The 20,157-nt window shown below is 38.3% G+C and carries 17 protein-coding genes; 9 read left to right on the top strand and 8 right to left on the bottom strand.

Translation table 11 applies throughout. From position 1 onward, the window contains the following. Positions 1–4: 4 nt before the first annotated feature. Both C9J42_RS19545 and C9J42_RS19540 read right to left on the bottom strand, forming a co-directional pair. Positions 5–1,147, bottom strand: coding sequence for a polysaccharide export protein (locus C9J42_RS19545; RefSeq protein ID WP_255418588.1), 1,143 nt, complete (start codon positions 1,145–1,147; stop codon positions 5–7). A 274-nt stretch (positions 1,148–1,421) separates the two neighbouring features. Next, positions 1,422–3,434, bottom strand: a complete 2,013-nt coding sequence (locus C9J42_RS19540) for an NADPH-dependent 2,4-dienoyl-CoA reductase (RefSeq protein ID WP_107287169.1) — start codon at positions 3,432–3,434, stop codon at positions 1,422–1,424. Between the two features lie 243 nt (positions 3,435–3,677). Here C9J42_RS19540 and sppA point away from each other — a divergent pair, with 243 nt between their 5' ends. The 3 genes from sppA (at position 3,678) to C9J42_RS19525 (ending at position 7,620) form a co-directional block, all read left to right on the top strand. Then, on the top strand, positions 3,678–5,525 hold the full coding sequence (sppA, locus tag C9J42_RS19535; protein WP_107260128.1) for a signal peptide peptidase SppA: 1,848 nt from the start codon (positions 3,678–3,680) through the stop codon (positions 5,523–5,525). A gap of 250 nt (positions 5,526–5,775) precedes the next feature. After that, positions 5,776–6,789, top strand: coding sequence for an asparaginase (gene ansA, locus C9J42_RS19530; RefSeq protein WP_107206102.1), 1,014 nt, complete (start codon positions 5,776–5,778; stop codon positions 6,787–6,789). 147 nt (positions 6,790–6,936) lie between these two features. Continuing rightward, a complete protein-coding gene (locus C9J42_RS19525; protein WP_107260126.1) occupies positions 6,937–7,620 on the top strand; it encodes a glutathione S-transferase family protein in 684 nt (227 codons plus the stop codon). Positions 7,621–7,622: 2 nt separating this feature from the next. Here C9J42_RS19525 and C9J42_RS19520 read toward each other — a convergent pair whose 3' ends face one another. Further along, on the bottom strand, positions 7,623–7,922 hold the full coding sequence (locus C9J42_RS19520) for a YeaC family protein (protein ID WP_107206100.1): 300 nt from the start codon (positions 7,920–7,922) through the stop codon (positions 7,623–7,625). 313 nt (positions 7,923–8,235) lie between these two features. On the opposite strand from C9J42_RS19520, the gene C9J42_RS19515 reads away from it, so the two are divergent. After that, on the top strand, positions 8,236–9,009 hold the full coding sequence (locus C9J42_RS19515) for a DUF2989 domain-containing protein (RefSeq protein ID WP_107206099.1): 774 nt from the start codon (positions 8,236–8,238) through the stop codon (positions 9,007–9,009). 141 nt (positions 9,010–9,150) lie between these two features. On the opposite strand, the gene msrB is transcribed toward C9J42_RS19515, so the two are convergent. Next, positions 9,151–9,537, bottom strand: a complete 387-nt coding sequence (gene msrB / locus C9J42_RS19510; protein ID WP_107206098.1) for a peptide-methionine (R)-S-oxide reductase MsrB — start codon at positions 9,535–9,537, stop codon at positions 9,151–9,153. 333 nt (positions 9,538–9,870) lie between these two features. Here msrB and gap point away from each other — a divergent pair, with 333 nt between their 5' ends. Together gap and C9J42_RS19500 are read left to right on the top strand one after the other, a co-directional pair. Beyond that, positions 9,871–10,866 carry a type I glyceraldehyde-3-phosphate dehydrogenase gene (gene gap, locus C9J42_RS19505; RefSeq protein WP_105059727.1) on the top strand — a complete coding sequence of 332 codons (996 nt, stop codon included), beginning with the start codon at positions 9,871–9,873 and terminating at the stop codon, positions 10,864–10,866. A gap of 240 nt (positions 10,867–11,106) precedes the next feature. After that, entirely contained in the window at positions 11,107–11,979 is an 873-nt protein-coding gene (locus tag C9J42_RS19500; RefSeq protein WP_107302253.1) for a D-hexose-6-phosphate mutarotase, read from the top strand. A gap of 37 nt (positions 11,980–12,016) precedes the next feature. Here C9J42_RS19500 and C9J42_RS19495 read toward each other — a convergent pair whose 3' ends face one another. Beyond that, positions 12,017–12,397, bottom strand: coding sequence for a VOC family protein (locus tag C9J42_RS19495; RefSeq protein WP_107206096.1), 381 nt, complete (start codon positions 12,395–12,397; stop codon positions 12,017–12,019). A gap of 527 nt (positions 12,398–12,924) precedes the next feature. Between C9J42_RS19495 and C9J42_RS19490 the strand changes: the two genes are divergently transcribed. From C9J42_RS19490 to C9J42_RS19480, 3 genes are all read left to right on the top strand, one after another. Continuing rightward, positions 12,925–14,859: a PrkA family serine protein kinase gene (locus tag C9J42_RS19490; RefSeq protein WP_107206095.1), complete on the top strand. Its 1,935-nt coding sequence runs from the start codon at positions 12,925–12,927 to the stop codon at positions 14,857–14,859. Between the two features lie 29 nt (positions 14,860–14,888). Then, complete coding sequence (locus C9J42_RS19485; protein WP_105059723.1) at positions 14,889–16,160, top strand: YeaH/YhbH family protein; 1,272 nt, start codon at positions 14,889–14,891, stop codon at positions 16,158–16,160. Between the two features lie 93 nt (positions 16,161–16,253). Then, entirely contained in the window at positions 16,254–17,783 is a 1,530-nt protein-coding gene (locus tag C9J42_RS19480) for a SpoVR family protein (protein WP_107302252.1), read from the top strand. Positions 17,784–17,863: 80 nt separating this feature from the next. Here the strand turns inward: C9J42_RS19480 and C9J42_RS19475 are convergent, their stop codons facing one another. From C9J42_RS19475 to C9J42_RS19465, 3 genes are all read right to left on the bottom strand, one after another. Then, on the bottom strand, positions 17,864–18,475 hold the full coding sequence (locus tag C9J42_RS19475; RefSeq protein ID WP_107206093.1) for an outer membrane protein: 612 nt from the start codon (positions 18,473–18,475) through the stop codon (positions 17,864–17,866). A 147-nt stretch (positions 18,476–18,622) separates the two neighbouring features. Next, entirely contained in the window at positions 18,623–19,024 is a 402-nt protein-coding gene (locus C9J42_RS19470) for a hypothetical protein (RefSeq protein ID WP_233217659.1), read from the bottom strand. Between the two features lie 83 nt (positions 19,025–19,107). Continuing rightward, the gene (locus tag C9J42_RS19465; RefSeq protein WP_233219352.1) at positions 19,108–19,953 is read right to left on the bottom strand and encodes a winged helix-turn-helix domain-containing protein; all 846 of its coding nucleotides are present in this window, start codon (positions 19,951–19,953) and stop codon (positions 19,108–19,110) included. Between the last annotated feature and the right edge of the window lie 204 nt (positions 19,954–20,157).

The raw sequence follows: 20,157 nt of genomic DNA, 5'->3' as shown, positions 1-20,157 counted from the left end.
CATGTTATTTAAGATCCGTATAATAATTCACACCTTGAGTGAGTGTTGTAAAGTTTGTAATGGTTGGTAAAACCTGCGCCATTACTCTATTCCACCCTCCCATTGGTGAAGCGGTAACATAGATTATATCTTGAGGTTTTAATTCGAATTGATTTGCAATAATCATAGCTGCTGCATTTTTCATATTCAGTTGATAAATGTTTGCGACTTTATTCTCTTTATTCTCTTTATTTATTCGAATAACAAAGACACCTTCAGCATCAGCACTAATTTCATTAATCCCACCAACATTGCTGAGCGCCTCAGTTAAATTCATTCCTGAACGGTCAATTTGAAGCGTTTGGGGATTATTCACCTCCCCCATTACGAATACTTTTAAATTATCATTATTGGCTATATGTATAATATCATTATTTTTTAATAAAATATTCTGAGTTAAATCTCCATTTTGAATAAGATCGTAAGCCGATAAATGAATAACATTATTATTTCTTGTTACTGTAACATCATGCCAATCGGCATCAGCACTAAACCCCCTAGCCTTATTAATAGCAAGCAATAATGTTAATGCCTTATCTGTAATAGCTTGCTCTCCAGGAAGCTTCACTGAGCCTGTTACATAAACTTGTTTTGATTTATAGGCAGCGACTGAAACTTCAATTTGTGGCATTTCAATGTATCTAGCTAACTTCTTTGTTAACACACTTTGTATATAAGATAATTTGTGTCCTGCAACATGAATAAAGCCAACATAAGGATAAAAAATACGCCCATCAGCATGCACGCGAGTACCCGCCTCTTCAGGTGTACGATCTGGTCCTTGCGGAATTGTTAGCTCTGGATGATTCCAAACGGTAATATTTAATACATCAGTGGGGCCAACAATATAACTATAATTGTTTATATCAGTTTGTAACTGTTCATTCGTCTTAGCTTTTACTTCTTTTTTTCTTACTTTGTTTATCACACTACTATCTAAATAATAAATATTTACCTTGTTCAAAATAGATTCATTTTTAGTGTTTTTTATCTCTTTATTTTTTATATTCAAATGCATTCCAGGCATACTGCAACCGGAGAGAAAAAACAGACAAAAAAAACCAACTAAACATACATTTTGTAAAGCTTTACATCTATAGAAGGGCATTATTTAAATATTCATAAGTCAATAAATGATAACAACTATACCAAATAAGAATCATAAAAACTCATTGCATAGTATTTATGTATGTTTTTAATGACCAACATCATAATAATTAATGAAATATAACCCACAATCAAAAAAAACACATAAGTATGACAATTAAATAAAAATAGTAATAAATCTATTTAAATAGCTTTTTACAGTTTTTTATTTTTAAAATATAAAAAAGGTGAGATATAAACCTCACCTTTTGGAGCAATAATGCTTTAATTACTGTTTATAGCTTTGCAGCTAATTCAACACCTTGACGAATTACACGTTTAGCATCTACCTCTCCGGCAACATCCGCACCGCCAATCACATGAACATTAATGCCTTGCTCAGTGAGCTTTTCTGACAGTTCTTCAACCGATGTTTGACCTGTACAAAGTACAATATTATCGGCATCTAATATTCGAGATTGTCCTTCAACAGTAATATGTAAACCTGCATCATCGATTTTGTCATAACTAACCCCACCAAGCAGTTCAACACCGCGTTTTTCTAATGTTCTACGGTGGATCCAGCCTGTTGTTCTGCCCGGACCTTTACCGACTTTGCCCGGTTTTCTCTGCATTAACCATACTTGTCGCGGACTAATGTATTCATCATGTGGCAATAACCCACCTTCATGAGTCAATGTTTTATCAATCCCCCACTCTTCAAGCCATTGATCAAGATTTTGATTTTCAGGCTCTGTTAGCATGGTAGATACATCAACCCCAATACCACCAGCACCAATAACAGCGACTTTTTGTCCTAACTGTACTTTATCTCTAATCAAAGTTTGATAATCGATAACCTTAGGATTATCGACGCCAGGAATAGGCGGAATACGCGGTTTAACCCCCGTTGCGATAATCACTTCATCATAGTTAGCTAAATCATCTTCCGGTGCAGCATAACCAAGTTTTACGTTTACACCTGTTTGTTCTAAACGACGAGTAAAATAACGAATCGTTTCTTTAAACTCTTCTTTTCCTGGTATTTGCATCGCAAGGTTAAATTGCCCACCAACGTGGTCATTTTTCTCAAATACATCGACGGTAAAACCTCGCTCTGCAACAGCAACAGCGCACGCCATTCCAGCAGGTCCTGCTCCAACAATCGCCACTTTTCTATTTTGTGCTACCGGGGTTAATACCAGTTCGGTCTCATAACACGCTTGAGGGTTAACTAAACAACTCGCACGTTTACCAACAAAAGCATGATCTAAACAGGCCTGGTTACATCCAATACAGGTATTAATATCATCAGCGCGATCTTGCGCGGCTTTTTCGACAAAATCAGGATCGGCAAGGAACGGTCGTGCCATCGATACCATATCAGCTTGCCCTGACGATAGAATATCTTCAGCCACTTGTGGGGTATTAATACGATTACAGGTAACTAAAGGAATAGAGACTTCTTGTTTAAGCCTTTCTGTAACCCAAGCAAATGCGGCACGTGGGACTTGCGTGGCAATCGTCGGAACACGTGCTTCATGCCAACCAATGCCGGTATTTAAAATGGTTACACCAGCTTGTTCTAGAGCCTTTGCAAGCATTACTACTTCTTCATGAGTACTGCCTTGCTCGACTAAATCCAGCATTGAAAGACGGAAGATAATAATAAAGTCACGTCCAACTCGCGCGCGAACCGCTTTCACAATTTCTAGTGGGAAACGAATTCGATTTTCATAACTCCCACCCCAATCGTCATAACGTAAGTTCGAACGCTGGCAGATGAACTGATTAATCAGATAGCCTTCTGATCCCATCAGTTCAACCCCATCATAGCCAGCTTCGCGAGCAAGCTCGGCGCTTTTTGCAAAAGCATTGATGGTTTTTAAAATCTGACGTTCAGACATTTCACTTGGGGTGAATTTAGAAATTGGAGAACGAATAGCAGAGGCACTCACTGCAAAAGGCGACATTGCATAGCGCCCTGCATGTAGTAACTGAAGCGCTATTTTTCCACCTTCATTATGTACTGCATCTGTAATGTTTTTATGTGCCCGAGCTGCACGTGATGAACTAAATTCAGCACTTAACGGATGTAGTCGCCCACGAAAGTTGGGAGAGAAACCGCCAGTGACAATTAGTCCTACACCACCACGCGCACGTGCGGCATAGAACGCAGATAATTTTTTAAATCCATCTCGTGATTCTTCAAGCCCTGTGTGCATAGAGCCCATTAACACACGGTTTCGTAGGGTAGTAAAACCAAGATCCAATGGCGCTAACAAATGAGGGTATGCTTTATTGTCCATGGCTTTTGCTTCTCTTTTTATTATGGTCTGACCAGTATATTAACCCTGTTATGCCATTTCAAACATTTGTTTACATTAAGTTAACATTTGTGCTTTCGCGCACTTTTCTTATGCCTTGGATGACTAACAATACGGCTATTTATTCAATACCTTGTTTTGATATCTCTTCTTAATAGTAAATTTACTGAAATTAGTTAATGAGTACGATACGATATGTCTCAAGAATCATTAAAGAGAGCATCCATGAAAGCCATATTCAAAGGGATTGGAGCGTTTTTCAGAACAATCTGGAAGTTAATCAACTTTGCCCGTAAGTTTATTCTTAACTTAATTTTCCTACTGATTGTAGGTGCCATTATTTTTGCTTTTAGTGATAACGATGATAACGCTGAAAAGCCAGAAGCATCGGCGCTGGTACTAAACCTATCAGGCCCGATTGTTGAGCAGAAAAACTATGATAATCCATTAGATAACGTTATTAGTGATGTGATGGGGCAACCACCTGTTGAACAAAACGTTTTATTCGATATTGTCGAAGCCATCCGCACTGCAACTACCGATAGCTCTATCACTGGCCTTGTATTAAATCTTAAAAACATGCCAGAAACGAGCCTGACAAAACTACGTTACATTGCAAAAGCCATTCAAGAATTTAAAGCATCCGGTAAACCTGTTTATGCTTATGGCGGTCATTACAGTCAAAGCCAATACTACCTTGCAAGTTATGCCGATAAGATCTTTATGTCACCTGATGGCGGTATCATGTTAACGGGTTATGGCACCTATACGCTTTACTATAAAACATTATTAGAAAAGCTAGATGTCACTACTCACGTTTTCCGTGTCGGTACTTACAAATCATTTGTCGAACCGTATATCCGTGATGGCATGTCAGCCGCAGCAAAAGAAGCCAATACGGTTTGGTTAGATCAATTATGGGATGCTTATACCTCCGATGTGGCGAAAAACCGCAATATCGATGCTAAATCATTGACGCCTGAAATGAACAGCTTTGTTGAACAACTCACTGCTGTTAATGGCGATTTTGCTCAACTGAGTAAAAAAATGGGTCTTGTTGATGAGTTGGTAACCCGTCCTCAATTAAGCCAAATCTTAATCAAAGAATTTGGTGATAACGGTGAGCACAGCTTTAAACAGATCAGCTACTACGATTACTTATCGATGCTGGTTGATGATCAACAACCATCCGATAACAAAGTAGCTGTCGTTGTTGCAAGTGGCGCCATTGTTGATGGCAAGAGTAGTCAAGGTACAGCAGGTGGTGACACGATTGCAGCACTACTTCGCAAAGCTCGCTTTGATAACGATGTTAAATCTGTGATCTTACGTGTCGATAGCCCAGGAGGCAGCGCCTTTGCTTCTGAAGTGATCCGTAATGAAGTCGATGCCTTAAAAGCGGCGGGGAAACCTGTTGTTGTTTCGATGTCGAGTGTTGCAGCATCAGGTGGTTACTGGATCTCTTCAAGTGCCGATAAAATTATCGCACAACCAACAACGATCACCGGCTCTATTGGTATCTTTGCGATTTTAACCACATTTGAAAAAAGCTTAGAAAAGCTAGGCGTTTACAGTGATGGGGTGGGAACGACTCCTTTCTCAGGTGTCGGCGTAACACGTGCTCTACCTGAAAATGTCGGCAAAGTTTTCCAGCTTGGGGTTGATAATGGCTACCAGCGCTTTATTGGTTTAGTCAGCAAATACCGCCATATGTCACTTGAGCAAGCAGATAAAATTGCCCAAGGCCGAGTATGGACAGGTAAGGACGCGAAAGAACGTGGTTTAGTCGATGAACTCGGTGACTTTGATACTGCAATAACGGAAGCTGTGTCGCTCGCTAAAGTAGATGATTACCAATTGGTGTGGATGCAACAGCCTCTTTCTCCTATCCAGCAATTCTTTAAAGAAATGTCAGGTGAAGTAAAAGCACAGGTTGTGGCAATGGTTCTTGGTGACACGCCAAATGCATTAGCGCCAGTGACTAAAGTTGCAAAAGATCTGACTTCTCTTAGTAACTTTAACGATCCTAATGGTCGTTATGCGTTCTGCTTAAATTGCAGCACCGTTAACTAGTAACAAAAACGTTATCAGCAACCAATAATTAAAAAGCTCGGCGATATGTCGAGCTTTTTATTATGCAAAAACGCTTAAATAACCCAGCCAATCAACATTAGTGATAAAAACCGCAATAACTCAAAAGATAAGCACATCAATCTTAGTTCACATTTCAATGCAATAAGTATCACTCTAAAAATCGCTTAACTCGCATCTTCATACAGTTTGCGTATAATGCGCACACCAACCGTTAACTCTGTGCTTAAAAATGGAAAGAAAACATATTTATATCGCCTACACTGGCGGCACCATTGGTATGCAAAAATCTGATCATGGCTATATTCCTGTATCAGGTTTTATGCAAAAGCAATTAGCTAGCATGCCAGAATTCCATCGCCCAGAAATGCCTGAGTTCACTATCCATGAGTATTCACCTTTAATCGACTCATCAGATATGACACCTGCGGATTGGCAACGCATTGCCGACGATATAAAAGATAATTACGAAAAGTATGATGGTTTTGTGATCCTTCATGGCACAGATACTATGGCGTACACCGCTTCTGCTTTATCTTTTATGTTCGAAAATTTAGATAAGCCTGTCATTGTCACCGGTTCTCAAATCCCGTTAGTTGAACTTCGCTCTGATGGTCAAAGCAACTTATTGAATGCGTTACACATTGCGGCTAATTACCCGATCAATGAAGTGACCGTTTTTTTCAACAACCAACTGATCCGTGGTAACCGCAGTACTAAGGCTCATGCCGATGGTTTTGGCGCGTTTATCTCACCAAACTTGCCACCATTATTAGAAGCAGGCATTAACATAACCGTTAATAGCGGAACGGAATTAAACAAAAAACCGAACGGTGAATTTAAAGTTCACACCATTACGCCACAGCCTATTGGTGTGATCACCATGTATCCAGGGATCTCACCAGAGGTTATACGTAATACCCTACGCCAACCTGTAAATGCGATGATCCTACTGACTTTTGGCGTAGGTAATGCGCCTCAAAATAAAGAGCTGCTAGATCAGTTAAAAGAAGCATCGAGTCGCGGTGTGATTGTCATGAACTTAACCCAATGTTTATCAGGTAAAGTTAATATGGGTGGATACGCAACGGGTTGTGCGCTAGCAGATGCTGGCGTGCTAAGTGGCTATGATATGACACCTGAAGCGGCATTGGCTAAATTACATTACTTACTCAGCCAAGATTTACCGATAGAAACAATGCGCACGCTGATGCAGCAAGATCTCCGTGGTGAGTTAACCTTGTAAGTTAGCAGTACTTGTTTAATAACGAAAAGAGCCGAACGGGCTCTTTTTTATTTTTAGCTATCATAAAATAAAAACACCACTCCCCCAAAATTTTCCAACCGAACTACAATTACAGCTAATAGCAATCTACCTTCATGGGTTGAAACAATGATGATTTTACACGGTGCCTCTATTTCGCCCTTCGTCAGAAAAATCATGTTGGCACTTAATTACAAAGGGATACGTTATGAACTCCAACCTCTCAACCCCTTTTTAGAAAAAGAGCTTGCGCACAAACGCCACCCAATGGGAAAAGTCCCTGTACTTGAACATAACGATACAACAATCATTGATTCAACCGTTATTGCCCATTATCTTGACGATACCTACCCCGTTCCCCCACTTTATCCGGGCGACGCTAAACAACGAGCGAAAATTCGTTGGTTTGAAGCTTATGCTGCAACGCGTGTCACGTCATTACTCGGTGGCGTTTTGTTTTACCAAAAAGTATTGCGCGATAAAATGCAAGATAAGTCGTGTGATGGAGAAGCAGTGGCTCAATGCCTTACTCATCATCTTCCTAATGTGTTGAATTACCTTGAAGAGCAACTCCCCGAGCTAGGGTATGTTGGCGATCATTTCTCAATGGCTGAAATAAGTATCTGGAGTATTTTTAGAACGGGATGGATGGCAGGGCTACGATTGCAACCCCATTATCCTACTCTACACCACTATCTACACCGTATAGAGCAAGAGCCATGGATAGCCAATATTGTGTCAGAAGAAGATCATCAATTACAAAGTTTCTATTGCGAAGCTATGATATGGCCTAACCTGCATGATAAAGTCTAATGTTAGATATCATCATGTTCAAAGCGAGCTATCTCTGGCGACTTTCCAAGAGTCCCTTGAGTCGCAAAATCACGTTTTAATTCAGCTTTACTCTTAAATTTTATTTCGCCACCGGCTGCAACCGTCATATGTTGCGCATCACTATTATGGCGAGACTGATAAAGCATCACAGCCTGCATAGCAGAATCTCTTTGATTAGCCGTTAATACTGAACCATCAGGCCACTTTCCGGTTTCTACTGCAGTTGATATCCGCTCAAAAACTTCTGGCGTCATAGCCTTCAATAATTGCGACACATCCATATCCACTCCTCATTTTGATACTAACAGGCTTGTTTAAGTACATCGCTGTAGCTTATAAAATACGTAATAACAGTCAACGCTTTCCCCTCAAACTGTAATAGCGATCACAGGTTGATAGCTCTATCAAAATAAATTCACCATTTTCGAGATCATCCGTCGATAACAACAAATGACATCGTTATATTTATCCTTATTCGTAACCAACATGTAGGTCACTATGGCGTATTACTCCGCAATTATAGAAACATCAAAAAGAGTAGTGCCGACAAGGTTGCTCTTAAACAGTACTAAACGTCTTATCACAACGATCAGTATGAGCTTATTATTAACTGGCTGTTTTGAACGACACCGTACCACAGATAGCTTATGTGAAAGTTATCCTGAATTGTGTACCCAGCTCAACGTCAATGATGGTCAATGTCGTATTCAACGAACAGGATTAATTTGGCAACGTTATGATGTGTTGAAAAATCCAACCGACCAAGAAAAATTTAAAGAGCTTGAAGCGACGCAAAAGTACATTTTTTGCTTGGAATATGCCGCTCGTATTGAACCAACAGAGCTAAAAGATCGAAAGACTATTCGCATGAACGCACTCTACGATAGCTATAACAATGTAACACGCCTAAACAAAGAGCTATCGTTGTCGACCGATCCAGAGATTATTTACTACCGTTGGAGTCAAGGTGATGAACAAGCACAACAACAATTTCTCGCTCTCGAAGGTAAAAAGGAGTTAGAAACCCCGGATCTTCAGCTTGCGCTTGCCAGCTACTACATCAGCAAAGATAAGGATAAAACCTATCAATTACTGCATCATGCACTTTCACTCTATAAGAAAAATGAAACAGTAAACCAAGATATTATTAAATCATTGGCAACCTTATCTCAGCAGCAAAAAAAACTGAAGGAAGCTTATATCTGGGTATTAATTGCTAATGATATGAATATGCCTGTAGTCGAGGCCAAAAATATCGCCAGCTTATTTTTATTAACAGAAGATGAACAGAAGGTTTTAAATAAAAAAGCAGTCAATATTTTAGATAATTTACAAAATGGCAGCTATGAACGAAAAATGATTAATTAAAATTTTATTGCAAATATCAAATAATTTTATAATTGATACATACAAGATTTAATCATTAAACTTATTTAATTTTAAGCGTTATATTTTAGATATTTATTTCAGCGACGGTCAATAATTATATATTACCGTCACTCATACGTTTTATTCATCTGCAAAAATTAGAGAAACAGAATTAACACAGTAACGTTCACCTGTTGTTTGCGGGCCATCAGTAAAAACATGTCCAAGATGACTATCACAATGCTTACAGCGAATTTCTATGCGCTGCATACCATGACTATTATCTTCTAAATAAGTGATACAATCGTTATCAATAGGCGCATCAAAGCTAGGCCAACCGCACCCTGAGTCATACTTATTCGCTGAAGAAAACAGTGGGGAATCACAACAGACACATGAATAAACACCTGTTTTATGATTATGAAGAAGCGTACCGCTAAAGGGAGGTTCAGTTGCCTGTTGTCGACAAACTTGATAAGCCTCTGCTGATAATTTCTCTTGCCAATAAGTATCAGGTTTATTTTTCATCACACCCTTCCCTTCTTTCCCTCAATATTACTTTTCAAAATATATTTTTTATTTATAAAGACTGTAACACATATGGCTGTTTTAAAAATTCACAGTTTAAAGAAAAACCGTCTAATGTATTTATCAGCGATATAAAATTGAAAATTACGCCGCTGTTAAATCACACAGTATTTGTATGATTTACCGCCGTTGTAGTCGAAATGTAAATTAAATCCGATCTTTTTTTTGATTTTAAGCAATATAAACGATTTTTTTGCTTGCAGGGTCACGTAGTATTATGTAATTTTACTACCAGTTATCTTTCATTAGAAATTAAGTTGTGGAGCAACTGTAATGACAATTAAAGTAGGTATTAACGGTTTCGGCCGTATCGGTCGTTTTGTTTTCCGTGCAGCGCAAGAGCGCAACGACATTGAAGTTGTTGGTATCAACGACCTTATCGATGTTGAGTACATGGCATACATGCTTAAGTACGATTCAACTCACGGCCGTTTCAACGGTACTGTTGAAGTTGAAGGCGGTAACCTAATCGTTAACGGTAAAACTGTTCGTGTAACAGCTGAACGTAACCCAGAAGATCTTAAGTGGGATGCAATCAACGTTGACGTTGTTGCTGAAGCAACTGGTCTTTTCCTAACTGACGAGACTGCACGTAAGCACATCACTGCTGGTGCTAAGAAAGTTGTTCTTACTGGTCCATCTAAAGACGCAACTCCAATGTTCGTTATGGGTGTTAACCAAGACACTTACGCAGGTCAAGATATCGTTTCTAACGCTTCTTGTACTACTAACTGTCTAGCGCCTATCGCTAAAGTTCTTAACGACAAGTTCGGTATCGAATCTGGTCTTATGACTACAGTTCACGCAACTACAGCTACTCAGAAGACTGTTGACGGTCCTTCTGCTAAAGACTGGCGTGGCGGTCGTGGTGCTTCTCAGAACATCATCCCATCATCAACTGGTGCAGCTAAAGCTGTAGGTGTTGTTCTTCCTGAGCTAAACGGCAAACTAACTGGTATGGCTTTCCGCGTACCAACTGCTAACGTTTCTGTAGTTGACCTAACAGTTAACCTTAAGAACGGTGCATCTTACGAAGCTATCTGTGCTGCTATGAAAGAAGCATCAGAAGGCGCTCTAAAAGGCGTTCTTGGTTACACTGAAGATCAAGTTGTTTCTCAAGATTTCATCGGCGAAACTCAAACTTCAGTATTCGATGCTAAAGCTGGTATCGCACTAACTGATAACTTCGTTAAAGTTGTATCTTGGTACGACAACGAAATCGGCTACTCAAACAAAGTTCTAGACCTAATCGCTCACATCTCTAAGTAATGTAAGCAATTAGCTCGCTTTCTTTGAAAGCAATTAAAAAGGCGGCGCATTTTGCGGCGCCTTTTTTATATCTAGTACAATACAAAAAACGATCAGAACTCTTCACTGCTTTAACAAATTAATTTTCATATTTTTTGATATTTTAAAGCGAAAAATAAGTGTTTTTTTGCTTAATGTTTAATGTACGAATAAACGCTAAACAAATAAGCACTTCCTGCTTTTAACTTTTAAGGAATGAAGATGAATCTACGTCAACTTTCTACTGTTAACGCTTTATCCGACAACGTAACAGTTTGTGAATATCAAGGGATTAATATCATTCGAGTGATCCACCCTCTTGCTGAAGCTGGAATTTCACTGCATGGTGGCCACCTGTTATGGTTTAAACCACAAGGTGAAAAAGACATTATTTGGTTAAGTGAAAAAGCCATTTTTGATCAGTCAAAAGCGGTACGCGGCGGTATTCCAATTTGTTGGCCTTGGTTTGGTCAAGCTGGTACCCCATCTCATGGTTTTGCCCGCACATCGCAGTGGTCATTATTAGAACACCGTGAAAATGAAAACGGCGTTATTGTCAGCCTAGCACTGGAAGATAATGAAGAAACCTATGCGATTTGGCCGCATAAGTTTAAAAACGTCTTAACGTTTGAAATCGGTCAAGAACTCAAAGTAAGCCTGACATCGACTAATACCGACAATCAACCATGGTCATACAGCGGCGCATTGCATACTTACTTTGATATTGCCAATATTAACGATATTGATATTACAGGAATGGGGCCAAACTACCTTGATAGCACACAGCAAGGTAAAGCGTGTGAAGGTGGTTCTACACTGACCTTCAACAGCGAAACTGATCGTGTATATACTCAGCCAGAAGCCACTATCACGATTATTGATAAAAACAATAATCGTGAAATTTTGGTCACTAACGAAGGTCACAATGCTGCTGTAATTTGGAACCCTTGGCAAGCTCTATCCATTAGTATGGGTGATATGGCTGATAATAGTTTTGAAACTATGGTATGCGTGGAATCAACAATCCACCAACCAAGTATTGAGCTAGCGCCTGAACAGTCACATACTTTAGTGACAACGATTTCTAGCCGTTAATTAGAAACGAACCACGGGCAATATTATTGCTCGTGGTTCAAGCATACATTTTTGCAGAAGCTTCAATCAATACCCAGCCATTTCCATCGGGATCATTAAACGTAGCAAACTTACCACCGACTAAATTAACAATACTTGATAATAATACCCCACGTTGCTTGAGCTCTTTATGTGTTAGCTGTATATCATCCGTTTGTACGACTAAACCTTGCACTGTACCTGCTTCCATTCCGCCAAATGGCGTCACTAAACTGATTGTCGTTTCTGCACCTCTTGGTGCTAATTGCAGCCAGCGTTTTTTATTATTCGAACAATGATCTCGGATCAATTCAAAACCAAGTGCATCTCGATAAAACTTCAAAGCCTGATTTTGATCCGAAACCGGAATGGAAACAGTATCGACACGTGAAATTGTCATAAAGCCACCTACCTATACAATTTTTAGGACTTCATTTCAGCTTATGTCAGAGAAAGCTGTTTCGTGGAAAAAAAATATCTTAGGCTCAAATACACAAAAAAATTCTCAATAATTGTCCTTCTCTATCAATAATTCAAAAAAAAACAAATAAAACCAAACAAAGCCAATAGGCCAAAACAATAATTCAACACAAAAAAGTTTTATAGTTTTTTACTTCAACATAAACCACAAAAACAAGATTCTTCATTAATTACTATAATTAACAGTAGATTTACATATTAACAATAAAAAACAAAAGCATTTTAGCGTCAAAAGCGCTTGCAGAACCCATCCCATAAGAGGATAGTAAAAATATACGGTTAAAAAACATCCAGTTTTAAACCGTTATCACAAGCTATTTTTTATTTAGAAATCATTAACTCAGTACAGCAAATTGATTAGTTCGGTCTAGGCTTACAGTAAGGGATGCAAAAGAGGTTGATTTTCGTCCTGTCTAAATGATCAAAGAACGATTCAGGGGGCATACCATGAGTATTTTTGACCACTATCGTCATCGCTATGAAGAATCCAAGGACGAAGAACTTTCATTACAAGAATTCCTTGATATTTGTCGTAACGATCGCAGCGCCTACGTCAACGCCGCAGAGCGTCTATTGATGGCGATTGGCGAACCAGAAATGATTGATACCGCACAAGACCCATATCTTAGCCGTCTCTTCTCTAATCGGGTCATCTCTCGTTATAAAACGTTTGAAGACTTCTACGGTATGGAAGATGCGATAGAACAAATCGTCTCTTACCTCAAACATGCAGCCCAAGGGCTTGAAGAGCGTAAGCAAATTCTTTATTTATTAGGCCCTGTCGGCGGTGGTAAATCGTCGCTAGCAGAAAAATTAAAAAGCTTAATGCAGAAAATGCCTATTTATATTCTAACGGCAAATGGTGAGCGTAGCCCAGTTAATGATCACCCTTTCAGTTTATTTGATAAATCAGAAGATGGTGATCTACTTGCCAATGAATACAATATTCCATCACGCTATTTAAATACCATCATGTCACCGTGGGCGGCAAAACGACTCCATGAATTTGGTGGCGATATTACACAATTTAAAGTGGTGAAAGTGCGTCCGTCCATCCTTGACCAAGTCGGTATCGCAAAAACTGAACCGGGAGATGAAAATAACCAAGATATTTCATCGCTAGTTGGTAAGGTAGATATACGTCAACTTGAACATTATTCTCAAGACGATCCTGATGCTTATAGTTATTCAGGTGCTCTATGTAAAGCTAACCAAGGCTTAATGGAGTTTGTTGAGATGTTTAAAGCGCCGTTAAAAGTACTTCACCCACTTCTTACCGCAACACAAGAGGGTAACTACAACGGTACTGAAGGGTTATCCGCATTACCTTTCGATGGAATGATCCTTGCTCACTCTAACGAGTCAGAATGGCAGACCTTTAGAAATAACAAGACGAATGAGGCTTTCTTAGATCGTGTTTACATCGTCAAAGTCCCTTATTGTTTACGGGTTTCTGAAGAAATAAAAATCTACCAAAAACTACTTGAAAATAGTGAGCTATCAGCCGCGCCTTGCTCACCAAGTACGCTTGAGATCCTTGCTCGATTCACCGTTCTGTCTCGCTTGAAAGAGCCTGAAAACTCAAGTGTGTATTCAAAAATGCGAGTCTATGACGGTGAAACACTAAAAGATACCGATCCAAAAGCAAAATCTTACCAAGAATATCGCGACTATGCCGGTGTCGATGAAGGTATGAATGGGTTATCAACTCGTTTCGCCTTTAAGATTTTATCAAGGGTCTTTAACTTCGATCATTCAGAAGTTGCAGCAAACCCTGTTCACTTGTTCTATGTGCTTGAGCAACAAATTGAACGTGAACAATTCCCACAAGATATTGCTGAAAAATATCTTGAACATTTAAAAGGCTTCCTTACACCGAAGTATGTCGAGTTCATTGGTAAAGAGATCCAAACCGCTTATCTCGAATCTTACTCCGAATATGGTCAAAACATTTTTGACCGCTATGTCAGCTACGCCGACTTCTGGATTCAAGACCAAGAGTACCGTGATCCTGAAACTGGACAGCTCTTTAATCGCGAAGCACTTAATAACGAATTAGAGAAAATAGAGAAACCAGCGGGGATCAGTAACCCTAAAGATTTCCGAAATGAAATTGTTAACTTCGTTTTACGTGCTAGAGCAAACAATGCAGGCAAAAACCCCAACTGGACCAGCTATGAGAAACTCAGAACAGTCATAGAGAAGAAGATGTTCTCAAATACTGAAGAGCTACTTCCTGTTATTTCATTTAATGCAAAAACATCAACAGATGAGCAAAAGAAACATGATGATTTCGTCGCTCGTATGATGGAAAAAGGCTATACCCGCAAGCAAGTACGCTTATTGTCTGAATGGTATTTACGCGTACGTAAATCGTCGTAAACCAGCTGCAAATGAAATAAGGGGGAGCTATGGCATATTTTATCGACCGCAGGCTCAATGGTAAAAATAAAAGTACGGTTAATCGCCAGCGCTTTTTACGCCGCCATAAGCAGCAAATAAAAGAATCTATTGCTGATGCGGTAAATAAACGCTCGATCACGGATGTTGATAGTGGTGAAGATATCACTATCCCATCTCGTGATATCCGAGAACCTAGCTTTCATCAAGGTAAAGGTGGACAACGTGATGTTGTCCACCCTGGCAACGACCAATTCACACCCGGTGATCGTATCGAGCGACCGCCAGGTGGCGCTGGTCAAGGTGGGGCTGGTAAAGGAGATGCAAGTCCTGATGGCGAAGGCAATGATGAGTTTGTTTTCCAAATATCTAAAGATGAATATCTTGATCTTTTATTTGAAGATCTTGAATTACCTAATTTACAAAAAAACCAAATGAACAAAATAGTCGAGTGGAAAACCTTCCGTTCAGGCTATAAATCACAAGGTGTTCCCGCAAATATTGCCATTGTGAAAACCTTGCAAAATTCATTAGCAAGACGTACCGCAATGACCGCAGGAAAAAGAAGAAAACTGCGTGATTTAGAGCAAGCGCTCACTTTATTATTTAACACTGAACCTGCACAACCTTTTGAAGAAGAAAGGATAAAGCAAGAAATCGAGTCATTGAAACAAAAAATAAATAGAACACCATTTATTGATACCTTTGATCTTCGCTATAAAAATTATGAACGCCGACCGCAACCATCAAGTCAAGCGGTGATGTTTTGTTTGATGGATGTATCAGGCTCGATGGATCAAGCCACAAAAGATATTGCTAAACGTTTTTATATTTTGCTTTATCTCTTTTTAAACCGTACCTATAAAAATGTGGATGTTGTTTTTATTCGCCACCATACCCAAGCAAAAGAAGTGGATGAACACGAATTTTTCTATTCACAGGAAACTGGCGGCACCATTGTTTCAAGCGCACTACGTATGATGAATGATATTGTAAAAGACCGATATCGTCCTGAAGAGTGGAATATTTATGCGGCTCAAGCTTCTGATGGCGATAACTGGGCTGATGACTCACCCGGTTGTCGAGAGCTATTAGATAAGCATATATTGCCATTTTCACGTTATTACTCATACATAGAAATCACACGACGAGCACATCAAACATTATGGCGTGAGTATGAAGCGCTACATAACAGCCATGATAATTTTGCGATGCAAAACATACGGACTGTAGATGATATTTTCCCAGTATTTAGAGAGCTATTTAAAAAACAAGTAAGTTAATATTTGAAAGCTTACTAAACGATAGTCAGCGATATTGAAACAATATCGCTACTCTTTCTGGCCGGTATCACGCGCTTTAAGGGGATCTTAGTCATGAATACAAAGACAAAAACAAAAACACTCAGCGATGGACCGGATTGGACCTTCGACTTATTAGAACAATACCATGTCGAGATCAAGCGAGTTGCAGAGCACTATCGCCTAGATGCCTATCCGAACCAAATTGAGATCATTACTGCCGAACAAATGATGGATGCCTATTCAAGCATTGGTATGCCCATCAATTATCATCATTGGTCTTTTGGTAAACGTTTTATCGAAACCGAGCGAGGCTATAAGCATGGGCAAATGGGACTCGCTTATGAGATCGTTATCAATTCGAACCCTTGCATCGCTTATTTAATGGAAGAAAACACCATCACAATGCAAGCCTTAGTAATGGCACATGCCTGCTATGGTCATAATTCATTTTTTAAAGGTAATTACCTGTTTAAAACATGGACTGATGCAAGTTCAATCATCGATTATCTTCTCTTTGCTCGAAAGTACATTACTGAATGTGAGGAGAAATACGGCGTCAATGACGTCGAAAAGCTCATTGATTCCTGCCATGCATTAATGAACTACGGTGTGGATCGTTACAAACGCCCACAAAAAATTTCATTAGTCGAAGAAAAGGCGCGTCAAAAAGCCCGTGAAGATTACCTTCAATCACAAGTTAATTCGCTATGGCGCACCATTCCTGTTCAAGCCGAAAAAGAAACCGTGATTGAAGAAACACGATTTCCTTCTGAGCCACAGGAAAATATTCTCTATTTCTTCGAAAAGCACGCTCCGTTGCTTGAACCTTGGCAACGTGAATTAGTCCGAATAGTACGTAAGATAAGCCAATATTTTTATCCTCAAAAACAAACTCAGGTTATGAATGAAGGCTGGGCGACATTTTGGCACTACACGATTCTTAATCACCTCTATGATGAAGGCTTGGTGACTGAGCGTTTCATTATGGAATTTCTCCATAGTCACACTAATGTTGTTGCCCAGCCTGAATATAACAGCCCCTATTACAGTGGTATAAACCCTTATGCTTTAGGGTTTGCTATGTTTCAAGATATACGTCGAATATGTGAAAATCCTACAGAAGAGGATAAGCATTGGTTTCCTGATATAGCAGGATCTAATTGGCTTGATACCCTACATTTTGCGATGGAAAATTTTAAAGACGAAAGTTTTATTAGCCAGTTTCTTTCACCTAAAGTTATGCGAGATTTTAAACTTTTTGCAGTAAATGATGATGATCGTAATAACTATGTTGAAGTGAGCGCTATACATAATGAAGAAGGTTATCGTGCGATAAGAGAAAAACTCTCTTCACAATATAACCTCAGTAATAATGAACCCAATATTCAAGTCTGGGATGTTGCTTTGCGCGGTGATCGCTCATTAACACTACGCTATATTCCCCATAATCGGATCCCACTTGGTGATAGCCATAAAGAAGTAATTAAACATCTTCATCGACTTTGGGGATTTGATGTTACATTAGAAGAAGAATTACCGGACGGACGTACCCAAATCATTGCGACTTGTCCAATTAAGACACAATATAATACTGAGATTTAAATTTTCTATCTCTCGTTAAAAACAACGCCACTGAAATCTTTAATTTCAGTGGCGTTTTATTTATTAGAGTAAATTAGTAATTAAAACTTATAGGTTGCGCCTAAGTACCAAGAGCCAACAGACATATCATAATCTTTATTCGTCGCTTCAAGTGTATAGAAGTCTGCTTCATAAGCTGTTCGAATACCTAAACCTGGTGCTTGTTTAATTTGATACTCGAAACCCGCACCTAAACGAATTAAACCACCATCATCTTTAAATCCAGGCTCTTTAACAGAGATTTGACCTAAACCAACAAGAGCAAAAGGGCGTAAACCATTATCAAAGGTATAACCCAAGTTTGCAGCTAGGCTGAAAGATTGATGCTCTGTTTTACCAGTGAACTTGTGACCTTTTACTTCTAATGTATTTTTAATATCACCATAGGTCGTGTATTGCGCTTCTAAAGCAACTACGCGGTTAAACTGATAACCCGTAATTAGTTTATAACTTTCACCATCAGCTTTATTTGAATAACCAATTTCGTGGTTATTTTCAAAACTGTTTGTAAGTGATTTATCATAATGAAAATCAGTAGTACCCACACCAGCACCAATATAAAAACCATTATATTTATTAGATGGGTTTTCAGATGCTGAAGCATAAGATGAAGTTAGTGTGCCAATAAGTGTCACTAATAATAATTTTTTCATATTTTTACGTTTTAAACTGCTTTACAAAAGAGGTGCCCAGCTTAGTAAATCATGTATAAAAAAAACAAACGAAAACCAAACCTTAACTACACTAAAAATAAATCAACATAAAAAACAAACAAAATCATAATGATACATTTAAATTGGTTACTGCTTGTCGGTATAACAAACCATATCAAACGCTTCATTTTTGCTATCAGTGAAAAAATACAATCTATTATCTATTCTCTTATAGCGATAATAGATGCTGTAGCCTTCATAATCTTTATAGGCTCTATTTAAATTAGGATCATCATGTTCTTTTAAAATTCTAACACGATTAAAATTCAAGGTTAAATGTTCTCTCGTTTGTATATAGTCGCCTTCATAATAAAGCTCCATCAGCTTATACTCATCATCCCCTTCCTGAGCTTGTATAAATTCATTAATCAAAAAGCTTCTTTTAGAGCTAAATGTTAAGATCATACTTTCAGATATATGACTATATTTAGTATAAGATTTTGATATAAACCCCGACTTTATTTGGTCGCATACCCATGTCGTTGACACTAAATTATCTTTATTTGTAAATAAGTAACAAAGACCTAATATAAGGAGAAAAACAACGACCATTAATACTGCATTAATATACTTCAACATACTACTTTTTTACTCTTCAAATAGTCATTTAACTGTTTAGAAAATCTACCATTAATAAATTTTGACATTCTAAAATTAAATGTTCTACCATCTGATGTAATTATAAACACTACGACTGCCGTATTGTTCGCTATTCTCGTATTATAATAAAATTGTATAAAAACCTTAGAGTCACATATTGATGAAACACCTTTCTTTATATCTTTAATAAAGAAAACTTTATCAACCTTATATTTATCGATATTATTGAAATATATATTATTACTACCAATACTGAGTTCATTACTATAATTTTTAGTATCAATAAAATACGGTAATGAATGTATTTTATTATTTGTATAAATAAATATGCTTACTAACACAACAGTCAGAAAAAGTAGCAAATAAAAAAAACGTTTATGAGCATAGAATGACAGTTTTATTTCTTTAATCTTATCATCACCTTTCTCGATAGCATCATCCTCTGAAACTGGTTCAGGTGTAATATCGCAACTTTCTTGGTGGCATTGAGTTATAAAACTTTTTTCTTTTATTTCAAGTAAATACCCTGATTTACTGACGGTTGTGATCGTAATCATCTCTAAAGCATGATTGGCTAATACTTTTCTAAGTTTAGAAATCACATTCGTTAAGGCCTGCTCAGATACAATCGTATCTCCCCAACACTGAGATAATAAAAACTCTTTTTCTACACATTTTCCTTGGTGCGCCAGTAAAAGTAAAAATACATCACTCACACGAGGCGTAAAATACTCTGTCTGTCCATTGTCATGAGTAAGAGTTCGTGTGGAACTGTCGTAGGTTACGGAACCAATTCGGTACACTTCACTGCTTGCCATACTGACCATTTTATTAACATAATTAATCCTTAATTATTAGTTATGCTAACTATACAATCAACTTACAATCGAGTTATTGTAGTGGTCAACAAATACTAGCCACGGTTTTAGAGGTTAACCAATATAATCGTTCTGATTCATTCGGTGTTAATCCGCCATTATATTGATGTGGTCGTAATTGGCTGTAATAACCAATAATATATC

The organism is Photobacterium sp. GB-56, assembly GCF_003026105.1.
Classification (GTDB): domain Bacteria; phylum Pseudomonadota; class Gammaproteobacteria; order Enterobacterales; family Vibrionaceae; genus Photobacterium.
Note: the sequence above shows the minus strand (reverse complement) of the source record. Positions and strands in the feature narration are given on the sequence as shown.

Coding starts and splice junctions, on each gene's coding strand:
- C9J42_RS19545 (WP_255418588.1), bottom strand. CDS start 1,147: ATGCCCTTCTATAGATGTAAAGCTTTACAAAATGTATGTTTAGTTGGT.
- C9J42_RS19540 (WP_107287169.1), bottom strand. CDS start 3,434: ATGGACAATAAAGCATACCCTCATTTGTTAGCGCCATTGGATCTTGGT.
- sppA (WP_107260128.1), top strand. CDS start 3,678: ATGAAAGCCATATTCAAAGGGATTGGAGCGTTTTTCAGAACAATCTGG.
- ansA (WP_107206102.1), top strand. CDS start 5,776: ATGGAAAGAAAACATATTTATATCGCCTACACTGGCGGCACCATTGGT.
- C9J42_RS19525 (WP_107260126.1), top strand. CDS start 6,937: ATGATGATTTTACACGGTGCCTCTATTTCGCCCTTCGTCAGAAAAATC.
- C9J42_RS19520 (WP_107206100.1), bottom strand. CDS start 7,922: ATGGATGTGTCGCAATTATTGAAGGCTATGACGCCAGAAGTTTTTGAG.
- C9J42_RS19515 (WP_107206099.1), top strand. CDS start 8,236: ATGAGCTTATTATTAACTGGCTGTTTTGAACGACACCGTACCACAGAT.
- msrB (WP_107206098.1), bottom strand. CDS start 9,537: ATGAAAAATAAACCTGATACTTATTGGCAAGAGAAATTATCAGCAGAG.
- gap (WP_105059727.1), top strand. CDS start 9,871: ATGACAATTAAAGTAGGTATTAACGGTTTCGGCCGTATCGGTCGTTTT.
- C9J42_RS19500 (WP_107302253.1), top strand. CDS start 11,107: ATGAATCTACGTCAACTTTCTACTGTTAACGCTTTATCCGACAACGTA.
- C9J42_RS19495 (WP_107206096.1), bottom strand. CDS start 12,397: ATGACAATTTCACGTGTCGATACTGTTTCCATTCCGGTTTCGGATCAA.
- C9J42_RS19490 (WP_107206095.1), top strand. CDS start 12,925: ATGAGTATTTTTGACCACTATCGTCATCGCTATGAAGAATCCAAGGAC.
- C9J42_RS19485 (WP_105059723.1), top strand. CDS start 14,889: ATGGCATATTTTATCGACCGCAGGCTCAATGGTAAAAATAAAAGTACG.
- C9J42_RS19480 (WP_107302252.1), top strand. CDS start 16,254: ATGAATACAAAGACAAAAACAAAAACACTCAGCGATGGACCGGATTGG.
- C9J42_RS19475 (WP_107206093.1), bottom strand. CDS start 18,475: ATGAAAAAATTATTATTAGTGACACTTATTGGCACACTAACTTCATCT.
- C9J42_RS19465 (WP_233219352.1), bottom strand. CDS start 19,953: ATGGCAAGCAGTGAAGTGTACCGAATTGGTTCCGTAACCTACGACAGT.